At 67.9% G+C, this 25,416-nt stretch carries 23 protein-coding genes and 1 tRNA gene; 5 read left to right on the plus strand and 19 right to left on the minus strand.

All coding sequences use genetic code 11. The annotated features are described in order from the left end of the window. The first annotated feature begins 38 nt into the window (after positions 1-38). Entirely contained in the window at positions 39-905 is an 867-nt protein-coding gene (locus ACOYW6_RS03265) for an alpha/beta hydrolase (protein WP_423142389.1), read from the plus strand. Positions 906-912: 7 nt separating this feature from the next. On the opposite strand, the gene ACOYW6_RS03270 is transcribed toward ACOYW6_RS03265, so the two are convergent. From ACOYW6_RS03270 to cysD, 6 genes are read right to left on the minus strand one after another with little or no spacing between them, the layout of a single operon-like run. Next, the gene (locus tag ACOYW6_RS03270; protein ID WP_423142390.1) at positions 913-2,310 is read right to left on the minus strand and encodes an efflux transporter outer membrane subunit; all 1,398 of its coding nucleotides are present in this window, start codon (positions 2,308-2,310) and stop codon (positions 913-915) included. Continuing rightward, positions 2,307-3,455: an HlyD family secretion protein gene (locus ACOYW6_RS03275; RefSeq protein ID WP_423142391.1), complete on the minus strand. Its 1,149-nt coding sequence runs from the start codon at positions 3,453-3,455 to the stop codon at positions 2,307-2,309. The genes ACOYW6_RS03270 and ACOYW6_RS03275 overlap by 4 nt, the downstream gene beginning before the upstream one ends. Next, positions 3,452-5,125, minus strand: a complete 1,674-nt coding sequence (locus ACOYW6_RS03280) for an MFS transporter (protein ID WP_423142392.1) — start codon at positions 5,123-5,125, stop codon at positions 3,452-3,454. Before ACOYW6_RS03280 ends, ACOYW6_RS03275 begins: the two co-directional genes overlap by 4 nt. Before the next feature lie 51 nt (positions 5,126-5,176). After that, positions 5,177-5,911: a 3'(2'),5'-bisphosphate nucleotidase CysQ gene (locus ACOYW6_RS03285; RefSeq protein ID WP_423142393.1), complete on the minus strand. Its 735-nt coding sequence runs from the start codon at positions 5,909-5,911 to the stop codon at positions 5,177-5,179. A 14-nt stretch (positions 5,912-5,925) separates the two neighbouring features. Continuing rightward, positions 5,926-7,845 carry a sulfate adenylyltransferase subunit CysN gene (cysN, locus tag ACOYW6_RS03290; protein ID WP_423142394.1) on the minus strand — a complete coding sequence of 640 codons (1,920 nt, stop codon included), beginning with the start codon at positions 7,843-7,845 and terminating at the stop codon, positions 5,926-5,928. Next, complete coding sequence (gene cysD / locus ACOYW6_RS03295) at positions 7,845-8,750, minus strand: sulfate adenylyltransferase subunit CysD (RefSeq protein ID WP_423142395.1); 906 nt, start codon at positions 8,748-8,750, stop codon at positions 7,845-7,847. The genes cysN and cysD overlap by 1 nt, the downstream gene beginning before the upstream one ends. A gap of 183 nt (positions 8,751-8,933) precedes the next feature. On the opposite strand from cysD, the gene ACOYW6_RS03300 reads away from it, so the two are divergent. Together ACOYW6_RS03300 and ACOYW6_RS03305 are read left to right on the plus strand one after the other, a co-directional pair. Further along, positions 8,934-9,827: an HpcH/HpaI aldolase/citrate lyase family protein gene (locus ACOYW6_RS03300; RefSeq protein WP_423142396.1), complete on the plus strand. Its 894-nt coding sequence runs from the start codon at positions 8,934-8,936 to the stop codon at positions 9,825-9,827. A 64-nt stretch (positions 9,828-9,891) separates the two neighbouring features. Then, positions 9,892-11,055: an acetyl-CoA C-acetyltransferase gene (locus tag ACOYW6_RS03305; protein WP_423142397.1), complete on the plus strand. Its 1,164-nt coding sequence runs from the start codon at positions 9,892-9,894 to the stop codon at positions 11,053-11,055. An 86-nt stretch (positions 11,056-11,141) separates the two neighbouring features. Here the strand turns inward: ACOYW6_RS03305 and ACOYW6_RS03310 are convergent. The 6 genes from ACOYW6_RS03310 to ACOYW6_RS03335 all read right to left on the minus strand — a co-directional run bounded on the left by ACOYW6_RS03310 (position 11,142) and on the right by ACOYW6_RS03335 (position 17,040). Next, positions 11,142-11,217 (minus strand) — tRNA-Lys (locus ACOYW6_RS03310). A 98-nt stretch (positions 11,218-11,315) separates the two neighbouring features. Next, positions 11,316-12,431: a rod shape-determining protein RodA gene (rodA, locus tag ACOYW6_RS03315; protein WP_423142398.1), complete on the minus strand. Its 1,116-nt coding sequence runs from the start codon at positions 12,429-12,431 to the stop codon at positions 11,316-11,318. After that, positions 12,431-14,530 carry a penicillin-binding protein 2 gene (gene mrdA / locus ACOYW6_RS03320; protein ID WP_423142399.1) on the minus strand — a complete coding sequence of 700 codons (2,100 nt, stop codon included), beginning with the start codon at positions 14,528-14,530 and terminating at the stop codon, positions 12,431-12,433. The genes rodA and mrdA overlap by 1 nt, the downstream gene beginning before the upstream one ends. Continuing rightward, entirely contained in the window at positions 14,527-15,063 is a 537-nt protein-coding gene (gene mreD, locus ACOYW6_RS03325) for a rod shape-determining protein MreD (RefSeq protein ID WP_423142400.1), read from the minus strand. The genes mrdA and mreD overlap by 4 nt, the downstream gene beginning before the upstream one ends. Next, entirely contained in the window at positions 15,063-15,950 is an 888-nt protein-coding gene (mreC, locus tag ACOYW6_RS03330) for a rod shape-determining protein MreC (RefSeq protein ID WP_423142401.1), read from the minus strand. Before mreC ends, mreD begins: the two co-directional genes overlap by 1 nt. 43 nt (positions 15,951-15,993) lie before the next feature. Then, a complete protein-coding gene (locus tag ACOYW6_RS03335; protein ID WP_423142402.1) occupies positions 15,994-17,040 on the minus strand; it encodes a rod shape-determining protein in 1,047 nt (348 codons plus the stop codon). Positions 17,041-17,225: 185 nt separating this feature from the next. On the opposite strand from ACOYW6_RS03335, the gene mutL reads away from it, so the two are divergent. Both mutL and ACOYW6_RS03345 read left to right on the plus strand, forming a co-directional pair. Next, the gene (mutL, locus tag ACOYW6_RS03340; protein WP_423142403.1) at positions 17,226-19,010 is read left to right on the plus strand and encodes a DNA mismatch repair endonuclease MutL; all 1,785 of its coding nucleotides are present in this window, start codon (positions 17,226-17,228) and stop codon (positions 19,008-19,010) included. An 8-nt stretch (positions 19,011-19,018) separates the two neighbouring features. Further along, on the plus strand, positions 19,019-19,489 hold the full coding sequence (locus tag ACOYW6_RS03345; RefSeq protein ID WP_423142404.1) for a hypothetical protein: 471 nt from the start codon (positions 19,019-19,021) through the stop codon (positions 19,487-19,489). A 1-nt stretch (position 19,490) separates the two neighbouring features. Here ACOYW6_RS03345 and ACOYW6_RS03350 read toward each other — a convergent pair whose 3' ends face one another. Genes ACOYW6_RS03350 through ACOYW6_RS03380 form a run of 7 tightly spaced genes read right to left on the minus strand, consistent with a single transcriptional unit; the run spans position 19,491 to position 25,355 of the window. Further along, positions 19,491-20,360 (minus strand): DUF1206 domain-containing protein, encoded by an 870-nt coding sequence (locus ACOYW6_RS03350; protein ID WP_423142405.1) that lies wholly within the window; start codon positions 20,358-20,360, stop codon positions 19,491-19,493. After that, on the minus strand, positions 20,357-21,181 hold the full coding sequence (locus ACOYW6_RS03355; protein WP_423142406.1) for a DUF1206 domain-containing protein: 825 nt from the start codon (positions 21,179-21,181) through the stop codon (positions 20,357-20,359). The genes ACOYW6_RS03350 and ACOYW6_RS03355 overlap by 4 nt, the downstream gene beginning before the upstream one ends. Before the next feature lie 44 nt (positions 21,182-21,225). Next, the gene (locus ACOYW6_RS03360) at positions 21,226-21,684 is read right to left on the minus strand and encodes a DUF305 domain-containing protein (protein ID WP_423142407.1); all 459 of its coding nucleotides are present in this window, start codon (positions 21,682-21,684) and stop codon (positions 21,226-21,228) included. 23 nt (positions 21,685-21,707) lie between these two features. Beyond that, positions 21,708-22,451, minus strand: coding sequence for a MauE/DoxX family redox-associated membrane protein (locus ACOYW6_RS03365; protein WP_423142408.1), 744 nt, complete (start codon positions 22,449-22,451; stop codon positions 21,708-21,710). A gap of 41 nt (positions 22,452-22,492) precedes the next feature. Continuing rightward, on the minus strand, positions 22,493-22,759 hold the full coding sequence (locus ACOYW6_RS03370) for a glutaredoxin family protein (RefSeq protein ID WP_423142409.1): 267 nt from the start codon (positions 22,757-22,759) through the stop codon (positions 22,493-22,495). A 49-nt stretch (positions 22,760-22,808) separates the two neighbouring features. Beyond that, the gene (gene ychF / locus ACOYW6_RS03375; RefSeq protein WP_423142410.1) at positions 22,809-23,909 is read right to left on the minus strand and encodes a redox-regulated ATPase YchF; all 1,101 of its coding nucleotides are present in this window, start codon (positions 23,907-23,909) and stop codon (positions 22,809-22,811) included. A 60-nt stretch (positions 23,910-23,969) separates the two neighbouring features. Beyond that, the gene (locus tag ACOYW6_RS03380; protein WP_423142411.1) at positions 23,970-25,355 is read right to left on the minus strand and encodes an MFS transporter; all 1,386 of its coding nucleotides are present in this window, start codon (positions 25,353-25,355) and stop codon (positions 23,970-23,972) included. Positions 25,356-25,416 lie beyond the last annotated feature (61 nt).

The following is a 25,416-nucleotide window of genomic DNA, read 5'->3' on the forward strand; positions in this document are numbered from 1 at the left end:
CAGCGCTCGCGCTGGCATTGACCGCCGCTTGCACGACCGTGCCTGCCGCTCCGCGCGCGGCGCAGACGATCGAATGGGAACACCTCGCCGCCGCCGATCTGCCCGAGCATCACGTCACCATCTGGCTTCCTCCCGGCTACACGGCTTCGCACCGCTACCCGGTCCTTTACATGTGGGACGGGCAGAACCTGTTCGACCCCGCCAAGACGCACTACGGTAAGGCGTGGATGGTCGATCGGGTGCTGACCGACATGGTCGCGAAGGGCGCGGCAGAGCCGCATATCGTGGTCGGCATCTGGTCGCCAGACGGCCTGGACCGCTATCGGCTTTACTTGCCGCAACCCGCCGCCGATGCGGCCCGCGGAGAGGTCGCGGCTGATGTTGCGCGCATGGCGGGCGGCCCGGTCGCCTCGGAACGCGAACTTGCCTGGGTGACCGACCAGCTCAAGCCGCGGGTCGACCGCGCGTTCAGCACGCGCCGCGGTCCGCGCGACACCACGGTCATCGGCTCAAGCATGGGCGGGGTCATGGCCTGCTACGCCGCCATCGCTCGTCCCGACGTATTCGGCCGCGCCGGCTGCGTCAGCGCACACTGGCCGGTCGCCGATCCCGACCTGGCCGACCGCCACCGTCCCGAAATCATGGCGAGCTGGCGCGAATGGCTGGCGCGCGACCTCGGTGCCCCGCGGGGACGGCGCCTATGGCTCGATCATGGCACCGCCAAGCTCGACGCCTATTACGGGCCCTGGCAGGACGCGATCGCGCAGGACCTGTCGGAACTCGGATGGCGGGAAGGCCGCGACTTCACCGCCAGGACATACCCGGGCGCCGAGCACGACGAGATTTACTGGAACCGCCGCCTGCCAGAGATGCTGGCGTGGCTGTGGCGTCCCGACGACCGCTGACCCGGCGCTAGGGCCGGCGGCTGGCCGCGACTGCCGCTGGGTCCCAGCCGCCGCCCATCGCCTGGTATAGCGCGACGTAGGCGTTGAGCCGGTCGGCGCGCGCCTGGATCAACGCAAGTTCGGCGCCCAGCAGGCCGCGTTGTGCGTCGAGTTGCTCGATGTACGAGGTATAGCCGGCACGGTAGCGGTTGCGCGCGTTGTTGAGCGCGGCGGCCAGGGCGTCGCGCTGGCCGGCCAGGTCGCGGTATTGCTCGGCGCTGCCGGCGACGCCCGCCAGGCTGTCGTCGACCTCGCGAAACGCGGTCAGCGCGACCTTTCGGTAGGCGAATGCGGCCTGGTCGCGGCGGGCCACGGCAGCGCCTTGCTGCGCCTCGAGCCGGCCGCCGCTGAACAGCGGCGCAAGCAAGCTTCCGCCAAGCGCGAAGATGCCGACCGGGTTCGACAGCGCGCTCGACAGCACCAAGCCCGCGGTTCCAGTCAGCGTCAGGTCGGGCAGGAAGGCGGCACGCGCGGAATCGAGGCTGCGATCTGCGGCGACCAGCGCCTGTTCGGCCTGGAAAAGGTCGGGCCGCCGCCGCAAAAGGTCGGCCGGAAGTCCGTCCGGTACCCGCGGAGTCTGCAACTGGTCGAGCCGCAGCCCGCGGGGCACCGCGCCCGGGGCCTGCCCTTCGAGCAGCGAGAGCGCGTTCTCGGCCCGCGCGATGGCGAGCTGGACCTGCGGGACGAGCTGCTGGGTGGCGTGGTATTCGGCCTCCGCCTGGTGCAGCTCCAGCGCCGAGGTATAGCCCGTCTCGGCACGGCGGCGGGCGATGCGCAACCCCTCGGTGCGTGCGGCCAGCGTTGCGTTCACCACCAGCAATCGCGCGTCCAGCCCGCGCAGCGTGATGTAGCCGGTAGCGGCTGCTGCGGCCACGCCCAGGCGCACCGTGTCGCGCGCGCCCTCGCTCGACAGCAGCTGCGCGCGTGCCGCGCTGCTGGCCGCCTTGAGGCGCCCGAACAAGTCGAGATCGTAGCTGGCCTGGACGCCCGGCTGCGCTCCGATAGCGGTCGAGGCCGTGCCGAACGGCGACAGCGAACGCCCGCCGCTGACCGGCACCGTCCCACCGATCTGCGGTGCCAGCTGCGCGCGGGCAAGATCGAGCTGGCTGCGCGCTTCCTCTACGCGCGCGGCGGCAATCGCGATGTCGGTGTTGCTCGTCAGAGCGCGCTCGACGAGGGCGGTCAGCTGCGGATCGCCGAATGCAGACCACCAGTCGGCCTGGATCGGTTCGCCCGGGCCCAGCGCCGTGCGCCATCCGGGAGGGGGTGCGACCGCCGCTGCAATCGGGGCATCGGCTCGCGGTCCGGCGCAACCTGCAAGCGCCGCCGCCAATGCAAGGACTGCTGTGCCCGGCCGAGCACTCACTTGGCAGATCCCGCGGTGCTGGTGTCGATCCGCGCCTGGACCGACATACCGGGGCGCAACCGGGCCGCCAGCGCCTGGCCGGGATCGATGCGGATGCGCACGGCGATGCGCTGCGGCACCTTGATGAAATTGCCGGTGGCGTTGTCGGCCTTGAGCACCGCGAACTCGCTTCCCGCGGCGGGAGAGACCTGTTCGACATGCCCCTTGAGCCGCGCGTTGCCGAGCCCGTCGACGGTGAAAGTGGCGGATTGGCCGACACGGATTCGCGCGGTCTGGGCTTCCTTGAAGTTGGCGATCACCCAGGTTTCGGGCGGAACCAGGAACATCAGCTGGGTGCCGGCGGTCACGTACTGGCCGTTGCGGACGCCGACTTCGCTCAGACGCCCGGCTTCGGGCGCGCGGATGACGGTGTTGGACAAGTCGATCTGGCTCAGCCGCATCGCCGCCTCGGCGCCGGAGACTGCCGCCTGCTGGCCGCCGCGGCCGACTTCGACCGTGCGGATGTCCTGGCGTGCGATCTCGCGCGCGGCGCGGGCCTGAAGTACGCCGGCCTCGGCCTGGCGCAGCGCGGCGCGGGTCTGGTCGCGTTCGCGCAGCGACACCGAGCCGTCGGTGATAAGGTCGTTCACGCGGGCCATATCGGCACGCGCGCGCTGCAACTGCGCTTCGGCATTGGCAACCGCGGCGTCCTGCGCGGCGAGCGCCGCCGACCGGCTGGCACGCGCCTGCGCGCTGTTGGCAAGCGTGGCCTCCTGCCCGGCGACTTGCGCCTGCGACTGGGCGACGCGCTGGCGGTAGATCCGGTCGTCGATCCGCACCAGCGGCTGGCCGGCCGTGACGTCCTGGAAATCGCGCACGAGCACTTGCGTGACATACCCGGAAACCTGCGGGCTGATGACCGTGGTGCGGCCGCGCACGTAAGCATTGTCGGTCGCCTCGATCGACGTGGTGAAGGGCGGGAGTTTCCAGGCCGCCAGGACGGCGAGCACGCCCAGAGCAGCCACGGCGAAGATCGCCGCGACGACCGACGCGCTGTTGGTCGGCGGGCTCCACCCCGAGGCGGGCGGGGCGGCGCCGGCCTGTTGCTGCGCTGCGCGCTCATCCGTTACGGGCGTGCTGGCGACGGGGGTGGCGGCATCGGTCATGGGGTGTTGGTCCCGGTCTGAGTGGCGAGCAGGGCGCGCCGCTCGCGATGGATGCGACGCGCGAAAAGAAACAGCAGGTAGGCAAAGGTCAAGGCCGCCAGCAGAGCGATCAGGCGGAACACGTCGTCATAGGCCAGGACATTGGCCTCGCGCGTCACCGATTGCGACAGCAGCGCGCCGCCTTCCGCCTGGCGCAAAGCCGGGTCGCTGACGGTCCTGGCCAATGCGCCGCCGCCCGCCTGGATACGCTGCTGCACGATCGGGTCAGTCGGATGGATCGACTGCACCAGTTCGCTGCTAATCGCCTTCTCGCGCACGACCTGGTAGGTGCCCAGAAGCGCCGACCCGCCAAGTCCGCCGATCGAGTTGATGATGCCGAACAGGGCGATGAAACTGATCACGTGCCCGGTGCCCTGCTGGAGCGCGCGCGACATTCCGAACAGCAGCGCCGGTCCGAGGAAGAACGTTGCCGCAAAGGCGATCAGGGCCTGCGTCCAGTAAAGCTGCGGTGCGCGGGTCAGGCTGGTCGAATGGGAATCGAAAAAGGCGGCTATGGCCACCAGCCCGATCGCGAGCATGACCGGCTGGCTCAGCTTGGTGGGATTGATCGTGGCGGCGCTGGCGAGCACGCCCGCCAGCGATGCCGCGAAGATGACCACGAAAAACGTGAACAACTGGTCGTTGTTCTGGCCCAGCACCGTCAGCAATCCTACGGCGGCGACGTTCTGCTCCGACAGGACGACGCGCGCCATGATGGTGACGACGGCGAAGCGCAGGATGTCCGCACTTGCCAGCCAGCGCGTGTTGATAAGCGGGTTGGCCCGGTTATGCTCGATCGCGAGCGCGGCGCCGAACATCGGGATCGCCGCGACCAGCGCCCAGGCGATCCATTCGGCCTGCGTCCACCAGACGATACGGCCCAGCCCGAGCACCGCCGCGAACAGCCCCATCGATCCGGCGAAGAGCAGGAAGGTCAGGAAATCGAGCGGCTCGAACGCCTTCTGGCGGGTGGCCGGCGGGAGCCGCAGCCAGGTCACGGCCGCCAGCGACATCATCGCCAGGCCCAGCTCAAACAAGTAGAGCGTGCGCCACTGCGACATCGCCAGCAGTTCGGGCGAGAACAGCCGTGCAAGCGGCGTCGCGCATTGCGGCAGGCCGATCCCGATCACCAGCGCCTTCAGCCGCCACTCCGCCTTCAGCGCCTGCATCAGGTAATAGAGGCCCAGGCTGCTCAGCGCCGCGCCCGCCATCCCGCCGACCGCACGGACCAGCAGCACCGAGCGAAAATCGAGCACGAACAGGTGCGCGAACGTCAGCACCACGTAGATGCCAAGGAAGATCATCGCGAACGGCCTCAGGCCGAACTGCTGGCGAAACTTGATCAGCAAAAGGTTGATCGACACGTTTGTCATCACGTAGATCGTCGGCAGCCAGGCGATCTGCACCGGGTCGAGCCCGAGCGCCCCCTGCAGGGTCGAGGTGTTGGCGGTGATCAGCGCGTTGCCGAACCCGCCGGTCATGGCCAGCAAAACGCCGATCAGGCCATACGCGATTTTCAGACGACGCGGGTGCGCCGGCGATCCGGGCGAACCGGGCAGCATCGGCGTTTCGTGCGGAGCGTAAGTCCACTCCTGCTCGCGGAAAAGGTCGCGAAATGGGGTGCCGGCCATCACCGTCGCCTATCACACGCGCAGTCGCGCGCAAGCTGCCGGTCGGGCTGCTTATGCGGCAAGCGAATTGTAGTGGCGCAGGACCGTCTCGGCCAGTTCGGGACGGCATATGAGCAGGTCGGGAAGATAGGGATCGGCGTTGTTGTAGGACAGCGGCGATCCGTCCGCGCGGCTGACGTGCAGCCCGGCGGCTTGCGCGACGGCGGCAGGGGCACAATTGTCCCACTCATACTGGCCGCCGGTGTGGAGATAGATCTCGGCCTCTCCGCGCACCACCGCCATCGCCTTGGCGCCTGCCGAGCCCATCGCCACCAGCTCCGCCCCCATCGCTTCGGCCACCGCGACGGCCTGGGGGGCAGGCCGCGTGCGGCTGACCAGCATACGCAAGGCGCCGCCCGATGCGACCGGTCGGAGCGACGTTTGTGAATCGAGCGTCAGACCCAGCTCGGGCAGCGCCACCGCGCCCACACACGCCGCGCCATCGATAGCCAGCGCGACGTGGACCGCCCAGTCGGGCCGACCTTCGCTGTACTCGCGCGTTCCGTCGAGCGGGTCGACGATCCACACGCGCGATTGCGCCATGCGGCTGCCGTCGCATTGCATTTCCTCGGACAGCAGGCCGTCGTCCGGCCGCATCTCGCGCAGCGCATGGACCAGGAACTGGTTGGCGATCTGGTCGCCGGCCTTGCCCAGCGCCTTTCGCGAGAACACGCCCGAGCCGCGTACCGTCAACAGCAGCTTGCCGGCGGTCTGCGCCAGGTGCGCCGCCAGGGCGACGTCACTCATGTCCGCGGGCCCGATCATTTGAGTGGCATGATCCGGCGGACGATGAATTCGGCTGCCTCGGCAGCCGTCATATCGACGGTGTTGACCGCGATCTCGGGGGCTTCGGGCGCCTCGTACGGACTGTCGATCCCGGTGAAATTCTTGAGCTCGCCGGATCGCGCCTTGCGGTAGAGGCCCTTGACATCGCGCTGCTCGGCCACGCCGAGCGGGGTGTCGACGAAGATCTCGATGAACTCGCCTTCGGGCAGCATGTCGCGCACCAGCTGCCGTTCGGCCCGGAACGGCGAGATGAACGCGGTCAGCACGATCAGCCCTGCATCCGCCATCAGCTTGGCGACTTCGCCCACGCGGCGGATGTTCTCGATCCGGTCGGCGTCGGTGAAGCCCAGGTCCTTGTTGAGCCCGTGACGAACGTTGTCGCCGTCGAGCAGGAACGTATGCCGGTTCATCAGGTTGAGCAGCTTCTCGACCTCGTTGGCTATGGTCGACTTGCCCGCACCCGACAGCCCCGTGAACCACAGCACGCGCGGTTTCTGGTTCTTGAGGCGGGCATGCTCCTCGCGATCGATATCGGTAGGCTGCCAATGGACGTTCTGAGCGCGGCGAAGGCTGAAGTTGAGCATCCCCGCCGCGACCGTGGCGTTGGTCATCTTGTCGATGAGGATGAAACCGCCCAGCGTGCGATTGTCCGCGTAAGGCTCGAACACGATCGCACGGTCGCTCGATACCTCGGCAACGCCGATGGCATTGAGGTCCAGCGTCTTGGCGGCGACGTGTTCCATCGTGTTGACGTTGACCGCGTACTTGGGTTCGCGCACGACCGCGGAAACGGTTTGCGTGCCAAGCTTGAGCCAATAGGCGCGGCCGACCTGAAGCGGCGCTTCGTCGAGCCAGACCAGCGTAGCTTCGAACTGGTCGGCGGATTGGGGCGGGGCGTCCGCCCGCGCAACGACGTCGCCGCGCGAACAATCGATCTCATCGGCAAAGGTCAGCGTTACCGATTGGCCTGCGACCGCCTGTTCAAGGTCGCCGTCGAGCGTGACGATGCGAGCCACGGTGCTGCTTTTTCCCGACGGCAGCACCCGTATCGCGTCGCCCGGGCGCACCCGTCCCGACGCAATCAGTCCGGCAAAGCCGCGGAAGTCGAGGTTGGGGCGATTGACCCACTGGACCGGCATACGGAACGGGCGCGCGGCGTCGCGCGCGGTGTCGAGGTCGACCGCCTCGAGATGTGCGATCAGGCTGGGGCCGTCGTACCACGGCGTGCGTTGGCTCGGCCCGGTGATGTTATCGCCCCTGAAGCCCGAGATCGGGATCGCGGTGAAGGCCGCGATGCCGATGCTGTCGGCAAAAGCTCGGTAATCGGCCACGATTGCATCGAAAGTGGCCTGGTCGTAGCCGACCAGGTCCATCTTGTTCACCGCCAGGACGATGTGGCGAATGCCCAGCAAGTGGGCTAGGTAGCTGTGGCGGCGCGTCTGCGTCAGCACGCCCTTGCGCGCGTCGACCAGGATCACGGCGAGGTCCGCGGTGCTGGCGCCGGTCACCATGTTGCGGGTGTACTGTTCGTGCCCCGGACAATCGGCGACGATGAACTTGCGCTTTTCCGTGGAGAAGAAGCGGTAGGCGACGTCGATGGTGATGCCCTGTTCGCGCTCGGCGGCAAGCCCATCGACCAGCAGGGCGAAATCGATGTCCTGACCCTGCGTGCCGACCCGCTTGCTGTCGGCGGCGAGCGCCTCGAGCTGGTCTTCGAAGATCATCTTGGAATCGTAGAGCAGCCGCCCGATCAGCGTCGACTTGCCGTCGTCCACGCTGCCGCAGGTGATGAAGCGCAGCAGCGTCTTGTGCTGGTGCGTTTCAAGGTAGGCGTCGATGTCCTCGGCGATCAGGGCGTCGCTGACGTAGACGGGCTCGCTGTCTTCGGCGCGCATCAGAAGTACCCTTCCTGCTTCTTCTTTTCCATGCCGGCGCCGCCCGCGTCCTTGTCGATGGCACGGCCCTGGCGCTCCGACGTTGTCGTCAGCAGCGTTTCCTGGATCACTTCGCTCAGCGTCGCCGCCGTGCTTTCGACCGCGCCGGTCAGCGGATAGCAGCCGAGCGTGCGGAAACGGATCGAACGCTCGACCGGGACCTCGCCCGGCGCCAGGGGGAAGCGGTCGTCGTCGACCATCAGCAGCATGCCGTCCCGTTCGACAGTCGGGCGCGGGGCGCCGAAATAGAGCGGCACGATCGCGATGTCGTTGAGCTGGATGTATTGCCAGACGTCCAGTTCGGTCCAGTTACTGATCGGGAAGACGCGGATGCTCTCGCCCTTGGCCTTGCGGGCGTTGTAAATGTTCCACAGTTCGGGCCGCTGGTTCTTCGGGTCCCAGCCGTGGCGGGCGTTGCGGAACGAGAATACGCGCTCCTTGGCGCGGCTCTTTTCCTCGTCGCGGCGCGCCCCGCCAAAGGCGACGTCAAAGCCGTACTTGTCGAGCGCCTGCTTCAGCCCCTCGGTCTTCCACATGTCGGTATGCAGCGCGCCGTGATCGAACGGGTTGATCCCCCGTTCCCTGGCCTCAGGGTTCTGATAGACCAGCAGTTCCATGCCGGCGTCGGCCGCGGCCTTGTCGCGCAGGTCGTACATGGCGCGAAACTTCCAGGTCGTGTCGACGTGAAGCAACGGGAAAGGCGGAGGCGCCGGGTAGAAGGCCTTCTTCGCCAGGTGCAGCATGACTGCGCTGTCCTTGCCGACCGAATAGAGCATGACCGGCCGCTCTGCCTCGGCCACGACCTCGCGAAGGATATGAATGCTCTCGGCCTCGAGCCGGTCGAGATGGGTCAAGGTTCGCGTCATCGTTCGTTCCCGTGCGGCACCAGCGCGGCCCATCCGTCCAGCGCCAGACTTTCGGCGCTGGTATCGGGGATTGTCCGCTTGAGCCACATAGTTTCGCTACCGGTGCTACTACCTGCGTTGAAGCACTTTCCCTGCGGCGCTGGTGCAATTGCCCAAAAGCCGGATCGCGGCTAGCCAAAGGGCATGGCTGATAAACACCTTGCGCCGCTGCGGATGCGCTCATGGCTGTTCGCACCGGGCGACAGCGAGAAGAAGATGGAGAAGGCGGCCGGCGGCAACGCCGACGTCGTCCTCTTCGACCTTGAGGACGCTGTCGCGCCCGAAGGCAAGCCCGCCGCGCGCCGGCTCGTTCATGACATGCTGGCGCGCCAGGGCGAGGGCCGGCGTCGCTTGTGGGTGCGGATCAACCCGCTCGACGGGCCGCACGCGCTGGCGGACCTGGCCGCCGTGATGCCGGCGCGGCCGGGCGGGATCATGCTGCCCAAAGTCTCGGGCCGCGCCGATGTCGAGACCGCCGACAACTACCTCTCCGCCTTCGAGGCCGCGCACGGGATCGAATCCGGGTCGACCAAGCTGATCGTCCTCATCACCGAGACCGCCGCCGCGATGTTTACCACCGGCGACTACAAGGATGCACCGCGCGTGATCGCGCTAACATGGGGGGCCGAAGACCTTGCCGATTCGATCGGCGCCAGCAGCAACCGCGAGGTGGACGGTAGCTACGCGTTCACTTACGAACTCGCCCGCAGCCTCTGCCTGCTCGGCGCAGCGAGCGCGGGGGTAGCAGCGATCGAGACGATCCAGGCCGATTTTCGCGATTCCGCAGGGCTGAAGGCGCGAGCCGAGAAAGTCCGCCGCGATGGCTACCGCGGGATGCTGGCCATTCACCCGGCGCAGGTCGACATCATCAACGCGGCCTTTGAGCCCACCGCGGAAGAGATTGCCCAGGCGCGGGAAGTCGTCGACCTGTTCGCGGCAAGCCCGGGCGCGGGTACGATCGGCTTCGGAGGTGCCATGCTCGATCGGCCGCACTTGTCGCGCGCGCAGGCGCTGCTGGCATCGATCGGCAGCGAATGACGGCATCTTGCAGCCGAGTGCGCGCGGGCCGGGCCGCGATGACGACAAATTCAGGAGGCAATTGATGGGCGAAGCATACATCGTGGAAGCGGTCCGCACCGCTGGTGGCCGGGCGCGCAAGGGCGGCCTCGTCTCGGTGCACCCCGCCGATCTTGGCGCCGCCGTCCTGAACGCGCTGGTGGATCGCAGCGGCATCGATGCGGCAGCGGTGGACGACGTGATCGTGGGCTGCGTCACGCAGGCGGGCGAACAGAGCTTTGCCTTCGGGCGCAACCTCGTCCTCGCCTCGCGCCTGCCTGACAGCGTGCCCGCGGTGACGATCGACCGGCAGTGCGGCTCCTCGCAGCAGGCTCTGCATTTCGCGGCGCAGGCGGTAATGTCCGGCACGCAGGACATCGTCATCGCGGCGGGTGCGGAAAGCATGACGCGCGCGCCAATGGGATCCAACTTCACTCTGCATCGCGATGCCGGAATCGGTGTCGGGCCGTGGCCGGACAGCATCCGCAACCGCTACGGCGTGGCCGAGTTCAGCCAGTTTCACGGCGCCCAGGCAATCGCCGACAAGTACGGCCTGACGCGCGAGGCGATGGACGCCTTCGCGCTTGTCAGCCACCGCAAGGCCGCCGCGGCGATTGCTTCGGGCGCATTCCGGGACGAGATCGTGCCGGTCGAGACTGCCTCCGGCGTCTTCGATCAGGACGACGGCGTGCGGATGGATGCGTCGGCAGCAGGCCTGGCCGATTTGAAGCCGCTGGCGGAAGGCGGGACGATCACCGCGGGCAACGCCAGCCAGATGACCGACGGCGCTTCGGGCGTGCTCGTCGTCGGGGCGGCAGCGCTCAAGCGCTTCGGACTGACGCCGATCGCGCGTGTCGTCGCGCTGTCGGTGACCGCGGGCGACCCGGTCGTCATGCTGGAGGAACCCATTCCTGCCACGCGCAAGGTGCTTGAGCGCGCCGGCCTGTCACTTGCCGACATCGACTTGTTCGAAGTGAACGAGGCGTTCGCTTCGGTGCCGATGGCCTGGCAGCAGGCGCTTCGCGCAGACCCTGAAAAACTGAACGTCAACGGCGGCGCGATCGCGCTGGGCCATCCGCTCGGGGCCTCGGGCACCAAGCTGATGGCGACGCTCGTCCACGCCCTGCGCGCCCGCGGCGGCCGTTACGGCCTGCAGACGATGTGCGAAGGCGGCGGCATCGCCAACGCGACCATCGTCGAGCGCCTGTAGGCGCTGCGCAGGGCCCGCCGACCCGGCAATGGTCCGGCGGCGCGGCCTTGCGGCCGGTGGAACTGGCGGATTTGCATGGAAAGAAGTGGTGGACGCACTAGGGCTCGAACCTAGGACCCGCTGATTAAGAGTCAGCTGCTCTACCAACTGAGCTATGCGTCCACACCGTTTCGCGCTGGCGCTGGAAGCGCCGCCCCGAATCGGGAGCGCTCCCTATAACCGCATCGAACGATGAGGGAAGGGGGTTTCGCGGCCTTTTTTCAGGACAGTGGGCTGCGGCTGCGGGCGTTCCAGCGATCGATCGCCATCAGCGTGCCGATGCAGATCATGTTGGTCATGATCGCCGAGCCGCCGTGGCTCATGAACGGGAGCGGGATGCCTACGACCGGCGCCAACCCCATGACCATCATCAGGTTGATCATCATGTAGAAGAATATCGTCGCGGTCATGCCCGCGGCCATCAGGCTCGAAAAGCGGTCAGGCGCATTGCGGGCAACGTGCAGGCCCCAGCGCAGCACGATTGCGAACATGGCCAGCACGAACAGGCCGCCCATCAGGCCCCATTCCTCCGCCATCGTGGCAAAGACGAAATCGGTATGCGCCTCGGGCAGGTAGTCGAGGTGGCTCTGGCTGCCGTTGCCGAACCCCTTGCCGAACAGTCCGCCCGAACCGATCGCGATCTTCGACTGGGTAATGTGATAGCCGGTGCCCAGCGGATCGCTTTCGGGATCGAGGAACACCAGCACGCGGTTGCGCTGGTAATCGTGAAGCAACGTGAAGAACGCGATCGGCGCGGCGACGACGGCGGCGCTGCCCGCAGCGATGAACCACCACATCGGCAGCCCGGCCAGGAAGATGACGATGCCGGCACCGAAACAGATCGCCAGGCCGGTGCCGAGGTCAGGCTGAAGCATCACCAGAAGCGCCGGTACGCCCACCAGGGCGCCGGCCGGGATCAGCCCGCGCCACGACTGCGTCATCGCCGGCGGCAGCGCATCGTAGAAGCGCGCCAACACCAGCACGATACCCGGTTTCATCAGCTCCGAAGGCTGCAGGGTCATGAAACCCAGGTTGAGCCACCGCTGGCTGCCGCCGCCGACTTTGCCGAGGAGTTCGACCAGCACCAGCAGCACGACGATCCCGACGTAGACCGGGTAGGCGGCAAACTTGAACAGGTCCTTCGGCATCCGGGCGATAATCACCGCCATCGCCAGGAAGACCGCGAAATGGATCATGTGGATCGTCGCCCACGGGCTGAAGCTTCCGCCCGCAGCCGAGTAGAGCACCGCCGAGCCGAAGGTGTTGAGCGCAACCAGCGGCAGGATCACCCCCCACGGCTGGCGGGCGATCGGTTCGGGGACAAGCGCGCGGGCCATCAAGGCTGGGCCGGGGGCGTGGGTGTGGCGGTTGGTGCCGGCGTCGCCGGGCCGGCCGAGGGTGTCGGCACCGGCGCGCCGACGGCGGCAGCCTCGCCGCGTTCCGCCGTGGAATTGAGATCGTTGGTCTCGATCGGCGCTTCGCTATTGGTTGCCTTCGTCATCGCCGCGTTGACCGTGGCGTCGTTGCCGACCTTGGGCGCGGAGGTGCCGTAAGCGCGCGAGAACGCGGCGTACTTGGCGGCCATGCGTTCGCTCGGCGTGCCGCCCCAGGTCTTTTCCATCTCCAGCAGGGTCGCGTAGGCCTGCTTGGGATCAAAGAGGTAGGTCATCACGTCGCGCGCGATCGGTGCGGCCGCGCGCGCGCCGAAGGTCCCATGCTCGACGATGACGGACATCGCGTACTTGGGCTTGTCGACCGGGGCGTAGCAGATGAACAGCGAATGGTCGCGGCTCTTCCAGTCGCCCACCGCGCCGCGGCTGGTCAGCGCGCGGACCTGCGCGGTGCCGGTCTTGCCGGCCATCTGGATGCCGGGAACCTGAAGCTTGCTGCCAACGCCGGTGCCCGATCCGTTGACGACGCGGAACATCCCTTCGTGCGTGACGGCAAGCTGTTCGGGCGTGAACGGCAAATCGGGCCCGGGCGGGCGGTTGGCGCCGAACATGATCTGGGGCGTGAGGTTCTTGCCGCTGGCGATTCGCGCGGTCATCACCGCCAGCTGCAGGGGAGAGACCGAGACGTAGCCCTGGCCGATCGAGGCATTGAGCGAATCCGCCGCGCTCCATTCCTGTTTGTAGCGCCGCATCTTCCACTCGGGATCGGGGATCGTGCCGTAACGCTGGTTGGTGCCGGGCAGATCGAACTCCTGCCCCAGCCCCAGCAACTTGGCGACCGGGGCGATCGTTTCATAGCCGACGCGGTGCGCCATCGACCAGAAATAGGTGTTGCAGCTGTGCTCGATCGCGCCGCGCATATCTACCGAACCGTGAACGGCGTCGCAGCGGAAGAACCGGCTGCCAAGGCGGTAACCGCCGGGGCAACTGACCCGCTCGGACGGTGAAATACCGTGCAACTGCAGCGCCAGCGTGGCCATCGGTTTCATCGTCGAACCAGGCGGGTAGAGACCGCGTACCGTCTTGTTGAGGAGCGGGATGTGATCGTCCTCGTTGAGCATCTTCCACTCGATACGGCCGATCCCGTCGGCGAACGAGTTGGGATCGAAGCTGGGCATCGATGTCATCGCCAGGATCTCGCCCGTATCGCAGTCGATCACGGTGACGGCAGCAGATTCCAGGCCGATGCGCCGCGCCGCATAGTCCTGCAACGGGGCGTCGATGGTGAGCTTGATCGGAGCGCCGGGCACGTCTTCGCGCATGTCGAGGTCGCGCACGATGCGCCCACCTGCGGTCACTTCGGCACGGCGGGCGCCGGGAACGCCGCGCAGTTCCTTGTCGAAGGCCTTTTCCATGCCGTCCTTGCCGATGCGAAAGCCGGGCAGGATCAGCAGCGGGTTCTTCTCACGCTCGTACTCGTCGGCAGAGGCCGGGCCGACATAGCCGACCAGGTGGCCGACCGCCGGACCGGTGGGATAGAAGCGTGAAAACCCGCGCTGCGCGACCACGCCCTTCAACTCGGGCAGGCGGACGCTGACGGCCGCGTACTCTTCCTCGCTGAGCTTGGCCTTGACCTCTACCGGCGCGAACCCGTGGGCCTTGTCGACCTTGTCCTTCAGGTCCTGCTGCTGGACGGGAGTGAGCGCGAGCAGGGTCGCCAGTCGGCCGATCGTATCGTCCACGTCGCCGACCCGCTCGGGAATCATGTCGACCCGGAAGTCGGCGCGGTTCGACGCCAGCGGCGCGCCGTGCCGGTCAAGCACCCAGCCGCGCCGCGGCGGGATCAGCGTCAGGTTGACGCGGTTCGATTCCGACAGCGTCTTGTACTTCTCGTTCTCCGCCAGGCCGATCCAGCCCATCCGCACCGCCAGCAGCGTCGCCACCGAACCCTGCAGCCCGGCGAGCAGGACGGTGCGCCGCTCGAAACTGTTCCGCAGCGTCCCCGAACTGGTCAGCTTGGGCTGGCGGGCGCGGCGCCGCTTCACAGCGCCTTGATCCGCAGCAGGCGCCAGCGGTCGACCACCGCGACAGCGCGGCCAACGAGGGGAAACAGCAGCGCCGCGATCACCGCCTGCGGCGCGATCAAGGCCAGCGCCGAGGGCGCAGTCCCGGCAATCAGCGCCGCCAGCACGAGGTACAACGCGATCAGTATCGCCGCGCCCGCCCAGTCCTGCACGAAACCGCGCCACGGAAACCGCGCTTCGGCAAAATCGACGGCGATCATCGCCAAGCCCCACAGCAGCACCGCGCTGCCAAGCGGCTGGCCGCTGTACAGGTCGTCGACCAAGCCCAACGGCAGCCCTGCCCAGACCGGGAACAGTCCCGGCCGGTACTGGGCCCACGCGACGAGCGTCATGAAGCCAAGCGGCGGCAGCAGCGGCGCCTCGGTAAACAGCGGCCACAGCGGCAACGTGCTGGCCACAATCACCATGATCCAGGGCATGGTCAGCGCGACCACGGGCGAGGGCGCACGATTGATCGAGCGGCGGTTCGCCCCGAGGCCTAGCGGTGCGCGCATCACTTGCCGTCTGCCGGGGGCGGGGGCAGCTCGTTACCGCGCGTCGCCGCTTCCCAGATTGGCTCGACAGTGACGAATTCGGTTGTGCCCGGGTCGGCGAGCGGGCGAGCGATCGCGCCGTCGGGAAGCAGCCGGACGACAACCGCGAAGCCGATATCGGGATGATAGAGCCCGCCCGCGCCCGACGTGACGAATGCGTCGCCGACGTGGAGCGGGTTGATCCCGAGGCTTATCAGGCGAAGCTGGATCGTGCCGTCGCCGCGCCCGGTGGCGAAGGCGGGGATACCGTCACGGGCACGGCGCACCGGCACGACGCTTTGCTGGTCGGTGACGAGCAGGATCCGTGCCGAGTGGCTGCCGACTTCCAGGACCCGCCCGACCAGGCCGAGAGGCGCGCGCACCGGCATACCCACCCCGACGCCCTGGCCGCTGCCAGCGCCGATCGTTCCGAACCGCCGCGTCGACCCGCCCGAGGAACCGATCAACCGCGTCACCGCAACCGCGCGCGGCTCGCCTTCGGCAAGGCCCATCACCGCCTTGAGGCGCCCGTTCTCCTCGCGCACGGCGTCGGCTTCGGCCAGGCGCACGCGTGCCAGGTCGACTTCGCGCTTGAGGCGGGCGACGTCCGAGCCCTTGGTGAAATAGCCGGCCACGACGTCGAAAAAAGACTGCGAGCCGCTGCGCGCGGCCGCGCCGGCCGTGGCGGCGGGGGCGGCAACGTCGCCAGCGGCACCCCGCAGGCCGGCCCCGGTGCCGCTGTCGACCCGGCTGAACAGCAGGAACACCACGCCGACCAGCGCGCCGCCGAAGGCCAGCACGTAGCCGAAGAAATTGGTGTATTGCGCCCGGCGCGAATGACCCGAGCGCCGGGTGGACGGCGGCGCCATCACCGTATCTCCCTTACGTCGGCGCCCCCACCGACGGCAAAACTCAGGCGGTCATCAACACGCCGCGATAGACGGGGTCTTCCATGGCACGGCCGGTGCCGAGCGCCACGCATGACAGCGGATCTTCCGCGACCGAAACCGGCAGCCCGGTCTCCTCGCGAAGATAATCGTCAAGCCCGCGGATCAGTGCGCCGCCGCCGGTCAGGACGATACCCTGGTCGACGATATCGGCGGCAAGTTCCGGCGCCGTGTTCTCCAGCGCGATGCGCACGCCCTCGATGATCGCGCCGATCGGTTCGGACAGTGCCTCGGCGATATTGGCCTGGGTGATGGTGATTTCCTTGGGCACGCCGTTGACCAGGTCGCGGCCCTTGATGTGGATCGTTTCGCCCACGCCGTCGGCCGGAACCATGGCGATGCCGTAATCCTTCTTGATTCGCTCAGCCGTGCCTTCGCCGATCAGCAGGTTGTGGTGGCGGCGCACGTAGGAGACGATGGCTTCGTCCATCTTGTCGCCGCCAACGCGCACGCTGGTGGTGTAGGCCAGGCCGCGCAGCGACAGCACCGCGACTTCCGTCGTGCCACCGCCAATATCGACCACCATCGAACCGACCGGCTCCGTCACTGGCATGTCGGCGCCGATCGCGGCGGCCATCGGTTCCAGGATAAGGTAGACCTGGCTGGCACCGGCATTGCTGGCGGCGTCACGGATGGCGCGCTTTTCCACGCTGGTCGAGCCCGAGGGGACGCAGATCACGATTTCCGGATAACGGAACAGGCTTTTCTTGCCGTGGACCTTGCGGATGAAGTGCTTGATCATCTCTTCCGCGATCTCGATGTCGGCGATGACGCCGTCGCGCAAGGGGCGGATCGCCTCGATGTTGTCGGGGGTCTTGCCCATCATCATCTTGGCATCGTCGCCCACGGCCTTGACCCGCTTGATGCCGTTGATCGTCTCGATCGCCACCACCGAGGGCTCGTTCAGAACGATGCCGCGGTCCTGGACATAGACAAGGGTGTTGGCCGTACCCAGATCGATCGCCATGTTCTGCGAACCGAATTTCAAGAATCGCGACATCAAGGAAGCCATTGAAAGTTCCGTAATTAGAGCACTTTACGGCAGGTATGCCGCAAGCTGCGCAAGCCTGACCGTTTGCGGGAGAAGGCCCCTTAGCAAGTGGTACGATAAATCGCCAAAAATTTCGGTTAATTAGGGTGGGGATGACGCCGCACCCGTCTCGATAAAGCTTCGCTTCGTCGCTACAACGGCCGGCCATGCCGACCGCCCCCCGAACCATCCGGCGCCTGCCTGAAACGCTGGTCAATCGCATCGCCGCCGGCGAGGTGGTCGAGCGTCCGGCCGCGGCGCTCAAGGAACTGGTCGAGAACGCGCTCGATGCCGGCGCGGGCCAGGTGTCGGTGCGGCTGGCGGCCGGCGGGATCGACCTGATCGAGGTCACCGACGACGGATGCGGCATGAACCCGGCCGAAATCGCGCTGGCGCTCGAACGCCATGCCACCTCGAAATTGCCCGATGAGGATATCGAGGCGGTGTCGACGCTGGGCTTCCGGGGCGAGGCGCTACCATCGATCGCCAGCGTCGCGCGGCTGACCATCGAAAGCCGCGTGCGTGGCAGCGACGAGGGCTGGCGCCGCGTGATCGACAACGGCGCGGTGGCCGAGGAAGGTCCCGCCGCCCTGCCGCCGGGCACGCGCATCCGGGTCGAGGACCTGTTCGCGCGCGTGCCCGCGCGGCGCAAGTTCCTGCGCAGCCCGCGCAGCGAATACGCGGCCGCCATCGATGTCATCCGCCGCCTGGCGATGGCGCGGCCCGAAGTCGCCTTCACGCTGGAGCACGACGGCCGCCGAACGCTGGCGCTGCAGGGCGGGCAATCCGCGCCCGAGCGGGTGGCGCAAGTGATCGCCCGCGAGCTTGCCGCCGACGGCGTCGGCATCGACATGCAGCGCGGGGAGGCACGCCTTACCGGGGTGGCTGGGCTGCCGACCTTCAACCGCGGCATCGCCGATCACCAGTACCTGTTCGTCAACGGCCGCCCGGTAAAGGACCGGCTGCTGACCGGCGCGGTGCGCGGCGCCTATTCCGACATGCTGGCGCGCGATCGCCACGCCGTGCTGGCCCTGTTCCTGGAACTTCCGCCTGGCGAAGTCGACGTCAATGTCCACCCCGCCAAGACCGAGGTGCGCTTTCGTGATCCGGCCTTCGTGCGCGGCTTCATTGTCTCGGGGCTGCGCCACGCGATCGAGGGGGCGGGCGGGCGGAGCGCGCAAGGGCCCGCGGCGGGGGCGATGGAGCGCTGGCAGAGCGAGCCGATTGCCGCGCCGGCTAGGCCTTCCCTGGGCGCGCTGTTCAGCCGCGAATATGCCCTGAACGAAGCGGCGCGGCCGTGGCGCGGGCCCGATTTCGCCCCGGCAGCGCGCGCCGAAATCGCGGCGGAGCCGGTCGCGCCGGCTGTCACCCATCCTCTCGGCGTCGCGCGCGGACAGGTCGCGCAGACCTATATCGTCGCCGAGGCCGAGGACGGGCTGGTCATCGTCGATCAGCACGCCGCGCACGAACGTCTGGTCATGGAGCGCCTGAGGGCTGCCGGCGCGCAACAGGCGCTCGCCGGATCGCAGGCCCTGCTGCTCCCCGAGGTGGTCGAACTCGACGAGGTGCAGTGCGACCGGCTTGAGGAAGCGGCGCCGACGCTGGCCGGCTTCGGCCTTGCCATCGAGCGGTTCGGGCCCGGTGCGGTCCTGGTCCGCGCTGTTCCTGCCAGCCTCAGGGGCGGCGACGTCCAGGCCCTGGTTCGCGACGTCGCCGACGATCTTGCCGCCAACGGCGCAGCGCTGCTGCTGGAGGAGCGCATCGACCTGGTTCTGGCGACGATGGCCTGCCACGGGAGCGTCCGCGCCGGCCGCGCGTTGAGCGTGACGGAAATGAATGCGCTGCTGCGCGAAATGGAAGTCACGCCCCGGTCGGGGCAGTGCAATCATGGGAGACCGACGTGGGTCAAGCTCGCGCATTCCGATATCGAGAAGCTGTTCGGCCGGCGCTGATTGCAGCAATGCTGCTGGCTGGCGCCTGCAAGCGCGAACCCACCAAGGCCGAACAGGACGCCGCCGATGCCCGCGCGATCGCCGCGGTCGAGGCGGTGCAGGATACCCATCCGCCGATCCAGCCGGTCACTCCCGAGGCAATCAGCGCCGGCGACATGGAACGCTTCGGGCTGCTGGGCATCGGCTGCGCGTTCGTGCCGGGCTCACGGCGCGACGGCGATCCGATCATCGTCGTCGGGCCGACCCGCGCGACCGTGAAGCTGGAAGGGCGGATGCGGACCTTCGCTTCCGATCCCGGCGCCAAGTCGCTGCCGATGGGGGCGTGGACGCACTACGTGGGCAAGGACCTGACGCTCGAGATCGAGCAGATTGCGCCGGCGAACGCGTTGCCCAAGGCGGGCCCGGCCCGCTTCACCGTCAAGGACCGGTTCGACCGCGTCGTCCATGCCGAGGACGGCTCGCTTATCTGCGGCAGCTGAGCTAGCCGGCCAGTTTCGCTCGCACGCGGCGGGTCCGCAGCCGCGCCAGCCGCGCGTGCGCTTTGGCGGCGTCGACCACATCGAGCTTGGGCACGCAGCGGTAGTGCGCCAGCAGCAGGCTGAAAGCGCCAAACGCCAGCATCCCGGCGGCGAGCGCGTTGTAAGTGAAACCATGAGGGCGCAGCGCGCCGAGTGCGGCGCCCAGCGCCTTGGCCTGGGTCTCATCGTCGAACCACGCGGCACGAAGGATCGACCAGCCGATCAGCGCCCCGATCCAGGCCTGCGAAACCATCCCGGCCTGCCCCATGATCCGCACCCAGCGCGGGCTGCGGCGGCGGGTGAAGCGCATGTGGCTGCCCTTCAGCGTGTTCTTGATGTTGAGCACGGCGGCGACCAGGAACCCCGTGCCCACCAGGCCGAGCAGGAACGAGCCCAGGGGCGCGTCCAGCAGGCGCTCGGCCAGGAAGCGGTTCGAGCGGTAGCCGTAGCTGGCATCGACCTTGCGCAGACCTGCGGCGACTTCGGTGGCGGCGATGGCGAGGACCAGGTACGTTACGAACACGCCCAGGTGGCCAATCCGGTCGATGATGCCGATCAGAGAGGTGCCGTTCTTCTCGACGTCGAACAGCGCCGCGCACAGCCGGAACACCGCGTAGGCCAGCAGCCCCGCGGCGATCACGAACAGCAGCAATTGGCCCAGCGGCACTGCCGCCAGCGCGGCAAAGGCGCCGATCTGCCCTTCGATGACATGGCCGCCGGCCTGGAACATCAGCAGCCCGAACAGCAGGTAGACGATGCCGCGCGCCGCCATCCCGGTCTTGGCTATGACGTCGAGCCGGGTAAGGTGGTCAAGCGCGCCGTCGGCGGTCACGCCTTGACCTCGGCGACCTTCGCCGCCGCGGCATCGACCAGGTCGACGCGCGGCACGATCTTCCAGCGTGCCAGCAGCAACGAATAGATGCCGAAGACCACAAGACCCAGCACAACCAGCAGGTAGGGGAGGTGATGATCCTGCAAGTCGGCTAGCACCCCGCCCAGGTTGCGGACCTCTCCGCTGCGCTCATGCCAGCCCGACCGTACCAGCGACACGCCGATCAGCGTGAACACAAGCCCGCGAGCAGCGAACCCGATACGTCCGGCGGTGCACGTGAAGGGCGGGCAGGCCGGCGAAATCGAGCGCATGAACTTCTTGGTGACAATCTGCACGAACTGGGCGGCCGCGATGCCGATGAAGACCAGGCCGGCGCCGGCGATGACGACCCAGCCGGCAGGCAGGTCCAGCACCGTGCGCGCTACTTCGGCTTCCTCGCCGTTCGACGCATGGGCGCGCAGCCCGGCTGCAAACCCCAGCGCGGCCCAGGCCAGCCCGAGATAGACCAGCCCGCCGCCGGCCATGCCCACGCGCACCGCCAGGTGCTTGGCATCGCGGCCCTTGTGTTCGAGGTCGAGAATCGCGGCGGCGAGCTTCCACAAGCCATAAGCGGCCAGTCCGATCACCAGTGCGATCAGCAGGATCGCGCCGAACCGCATGTCCGCCATTCGATCGAAAACGCCGATCTGGCCGCCTGCATCGCCGCGCAGCCGGGTTCCTAGCGCAAACCAGCCAAGCAACAGGAAGACGACCCCGCGCGCGCCATAGCCCAGGCGCGCGATCCGGTCGGTGCGGGTGAGGGCGGGGGCGGGCGAATTCATCGGCGCAGTGCAAATGCGCACCGCGCCGCGCCGTTCCCGGCCATTCAGCGCGAAGCGGGTCGATTTTCGAGCCGCGCGATCATCGCTTTCATTTCGCCGATCTCGCGCTCCTGGGCGGTGATGATGCCGTCGGCCAGCTTGCGTACTTCGGGATCGCGAATCTGCGCGCGCCGACTGGTCAGGATGGCGATGGAATGGTGCGGGATCATTGCCTTCATGTAGGCGACATCGCCGACCGTCTCCTGGCTGCGGACAAGGAACAGCGACGCCGCGAAGACCGCCAATGCGCCGGCAATGATGGCGGTGTTGCGCCCCTTGTCCGGGTACATCGCCCACATGAATGCCAGCATGATCACCGCCATCACCGCACCCATCAGCAGCGCCATCCACATCCGGGTCTGGCTGAAGAACACGTGATCGGCCTGCCACGAATTGAGGTAGGTCAGGCAGAACATCACCACCGTCGAGGTGGCGATCATCGCCAGAAAGCGTCCGTAGCTCATTTTCGGCATTGTCCGTCCCTTCATCACCGCGCCAGCATCCACAGCGCCATTGCCACCATCGCCAGATTCTCGCTCAGCGACACGAATCCGAGCGGCACTTTGCCCGATCCGCCAACGCAGGCGCATTTCAGTTCGCGCTTGTCGACGTAGACGGCCTTGATCACCGAGACCGCGCCGATCCCCCCGATCGTCAGGGCCAGCGGGATCGATAGCCACGGCAAGGCGCCCGCCGCCATCAGGGTGCCAGCGGCAAACTCGGCGTAAGGATAAACTTTGCCGTATGGCACCCAGCGGCGGGCCAGCAGGTCATAGTTGAGGAACATGGTCGAGAACGTCTCGACATCCTGGAGCTTGAGCATGGCCAGCAGCACCATGGCGAAGCTGACGAACCACACCGCGCTTTGCAGCGGCGCGATCCTGCCGAAAGCCGCCCAGCTTGCCGCCAGCGCGAGCGCCAGAGCCGCCGCGAACACCGCCAACACGGGGCGATAACTGGTCGCGTTGGGGTCCGCTACCGGCTGGCCGAAGAACCGCCGCAAGTCGTCGTAGCCGCCAATCCGCTTGCCGCCGATGAAGGTCTGCGGAGTCGTCGTGACGTCATGTTCGGACTTGAACGCATCGGTGGCCGCGCGCGTTTCCAGCCAGCGGTCATCGACCGCATAGCCCCGGGCGCGCAGCAAATGGCGAGACTTCAGGCCATAGGGGCAGGTGTGGCCGGGCATGACCATGCGATACAGCACGGCCGTCTTGGGATCGGATCTGGTCATGGCTATGAAAGTACAACGGGCAGGCGCGGCGAAACGTTCCGCTACATTGCCATCGCGTTTGGCGCGCCCAGCAGGTCGCACAGCTCACTGTAACCGCCGATCGGCTTGCCATCGATCTCGATCAGCGGGGTCGTTTCCAGGCCCTTTTCGGCCATGAACGCGTCTGTTTCCGCCCGCGTGGTAAGCTGGCGATCTTCGACCTCGAAGCCTTGCTCATTCAAAAGCTCCAGCGCCGCCTTGCCATAAGGGCAGACGTGGTCGGGCAGGACCATGCGGGTCAGGACGGCGTGCTTGGCGGTGTCGGTCATGCCAGCACAAGCCGCCAGGCACGCGTCCGTTCCCGGTAAATGCTCCCGCTCAGACGTTGAACCTGAAGTGCAGCACGTCGCCGTCCTGCACGACGTAGTCCTTGCCTTCCTGCCGCAGCTTGCCCGCTTCCTTGGCCGGGCCTTCGCCGCCCAGCGCGACGTAGTCTTCGTAGGCGATGGTTTCGGCGCGGATGAAGCCGCGTTCGAAGTCCGAGTGGATGGCGCCGGCCGCCTGCGGCGCGCGGGCACCCTTTTCGACCGTCCAGGCACGCGCTTCCTTGGGACCGACGGTGAAAAAGGTGATCAGGTGCAGCAGGTCGTAGCCCGAGCGGATGATCCGGGCGAGGCCGGCCTCCGCGAGGCCCAGCTCGGCCAGGAATTCGCCGCGGTCCTCGGGCGGCATGGTCACGATGTCCGCTTCGATGGCGGCGGAGACGACAACCGCGTTGGCGCCCTCGGCCTTGGCCTTTTCGAACACGCGCGCAGAATGGGCGTTGCCTTCCGTGGCGGCCGCTTCCTCGACGTTGCAGACGTAGAGGACCGGCTTCGAGGTCAGCAGCTGCGCCTGCTCGAAAATCCTGACTTCGTCGTCGCCATCGGGGGTGACGAGGCGGGCGGGCTTGCCCTCACGCAGCAGGTCGAGCGCGCGGCCGAGCACGGCGGCGGTTACCTTGGCTTCCTTGTCGCCCTGCGCGGCCTTCTTCTGCGCGGCGGGAACGCGCTTTTCCAGGCTTTCCAGGTCGGCGAGCATCAGTTCGGTCTCGACCGTTTCGGCATCCGCGATCGGGTCGACCTTGTTCTCGACGTGCTGGATGTCGTCATCCTCGAAGCAACGCAGCACGTGGACGACCGCGTCGACCTCGCGGATATTGCCGAGGAACTGGTTGCCGAGCCCTTCGCCCTTGCTGGCGCCGCGCACCAGCCCGGCGATGTCGACGAACGACAGCTGCGTCGGGATGATCTTGGCGCTGCCGGCGATAGCGGCCAGCTTGTCCAGCCGCGGATCGGGCACGCCGACGTTACCGACGTTCGGCTCGATCGTGCAGAACGGATAGTTCGCCGCCTGCGCCGCCTGCGTCTCGGTCAGCGCGTTGAACAAGGTCGACTTGCCGACGTTGGGCAGCCCGACGATGCCGCATTTGAAACCCATGGAATGCTCCTTTGCGCCGGGCGCCTAGCGGCTTAGGGCCGCGCGCTCAACCGCGCTGCGTCATTTGGCGCCGGTAACTTCCGACGGCTTGAGCATGACCAGCGCCGCGATGCCCGCCAGCGCCGCCGCCAGCGCGGCCGCCAGCGCCGCATGGGCATAAGCGCGGTCGAGGGCATCGCCCTGCGCCGCCAGCACCGCGCCCAGCAGCGCGGTGGCAATCAGGCCGCCGGTGCGGGCGATCGCGCTGTTGAAGCCGTTGGCGGTGCCGACATGCGCGCTGTCGACCGATGCCATCACCGCGCCGGTCAGCGGCGCCACCGCCAGCGCCATCCCCGCCGCGATCACGCACAGCGCCGGCAGCAGCGTGGTGAGGTAAGGCGCATCGCTGCTCAACCTCGCCGACAACGCGAACCCGGCGGCCACCACCAGCGGCCCGATGGTGAGTGGCCAGCGCGGTCCGATCCGCGCCGCCAACCCGCCCATGAACCGGCTCGAGCCGGCGAGCACGAGCGGGATCGGCAGCAGCGCCGCGCCGGCCTGCAATGGCGAATAGCCGTGGTTTTCGATCAGCACGTAGGGAACCAGCACGAAGTTCGCCGCCAGCGCCCCGTAAAGCAGGAAGGTCAGCAGGGTCAGGCCGCCGAAGCTGCGGGTCGCGAACAGCGCAAGCGGCATCGCGGCGTGGCTGCCGCGCTTCCACTCGGTCACCAAGAACAGCGCCAGAAGTGCCGCCCCGGCCGCGACCGCGACCAAGCCCTGCGTAACTTGCGGCTGCGCCGCGCCAAGCACGGTCAGGCCCCAGGTCAGCGCAGCGAGCGCGGCGGTGGCCGCGGCCACCCCGGCCAGGTCGAGCCGGGCCTTGCCTTCGCCGCCGGCTTCGCGAACCTTCAGCCAGCCCAGCGCGATCGCGCCGGCGGCCAGCGGCAAGTTGATGAGGAAGATCGCCCGCCAACCGACCGCGCCGATCAGCCAGCCACCCAACAGCGGCCCCAGCGCGGGCGCGACCGAACCCACCGCCGCCCAGGTGCCCACCGCCTTGCCGCGCGCCGCGCCGCTGTAGGCCGTACCCAGAAGCGCCAGCGAGTTGGGCATGAGAAACGCCGCGCTGGCGCCCTGGACGACGCGGGCCGCCAGCAGCCATTCCAGACCGGGCGCCAATGCGCACCCGAGCGAGGCGAAAGCGAAGGCGACCAGGCCGGCCAGGAACACCTGCCGGCGTCCGAACCGGTCGCCCGCCGCGCCGCCCAGCAGCAGCAGCGCCGACAGCGGCAGGAGATAGGCGTTGACCACCCACTGCAGCGCCTCGGCGCTGGCCGACAGGTCCGCCTTGATCGCGGGCAGGGCGACATTGGTGACCGAGCCGTCGACGAACGCCAGGCTCGAGGCCAGGATCGAGGCTGCCAGCGTCCAGCCGGGCGCGGGTGCCGATGTCTGCTTGCGCGCCATGCCTGATCGCCCCCTTGCTGGCGACGGCCTATGCGCCTTGCCCGGGCGCGTCGAGCGGGCA

Source organism: Parablastomonas sp. CN1-191 (assembly GCF_049354825.1).
In the GTDB taxonomy this organism is placed as follows: Bacteria; Pseudomonadota; Alphaproteobacteria; order Sphingomonadales; family Sphingomonadaceae; genus Novosphingobium.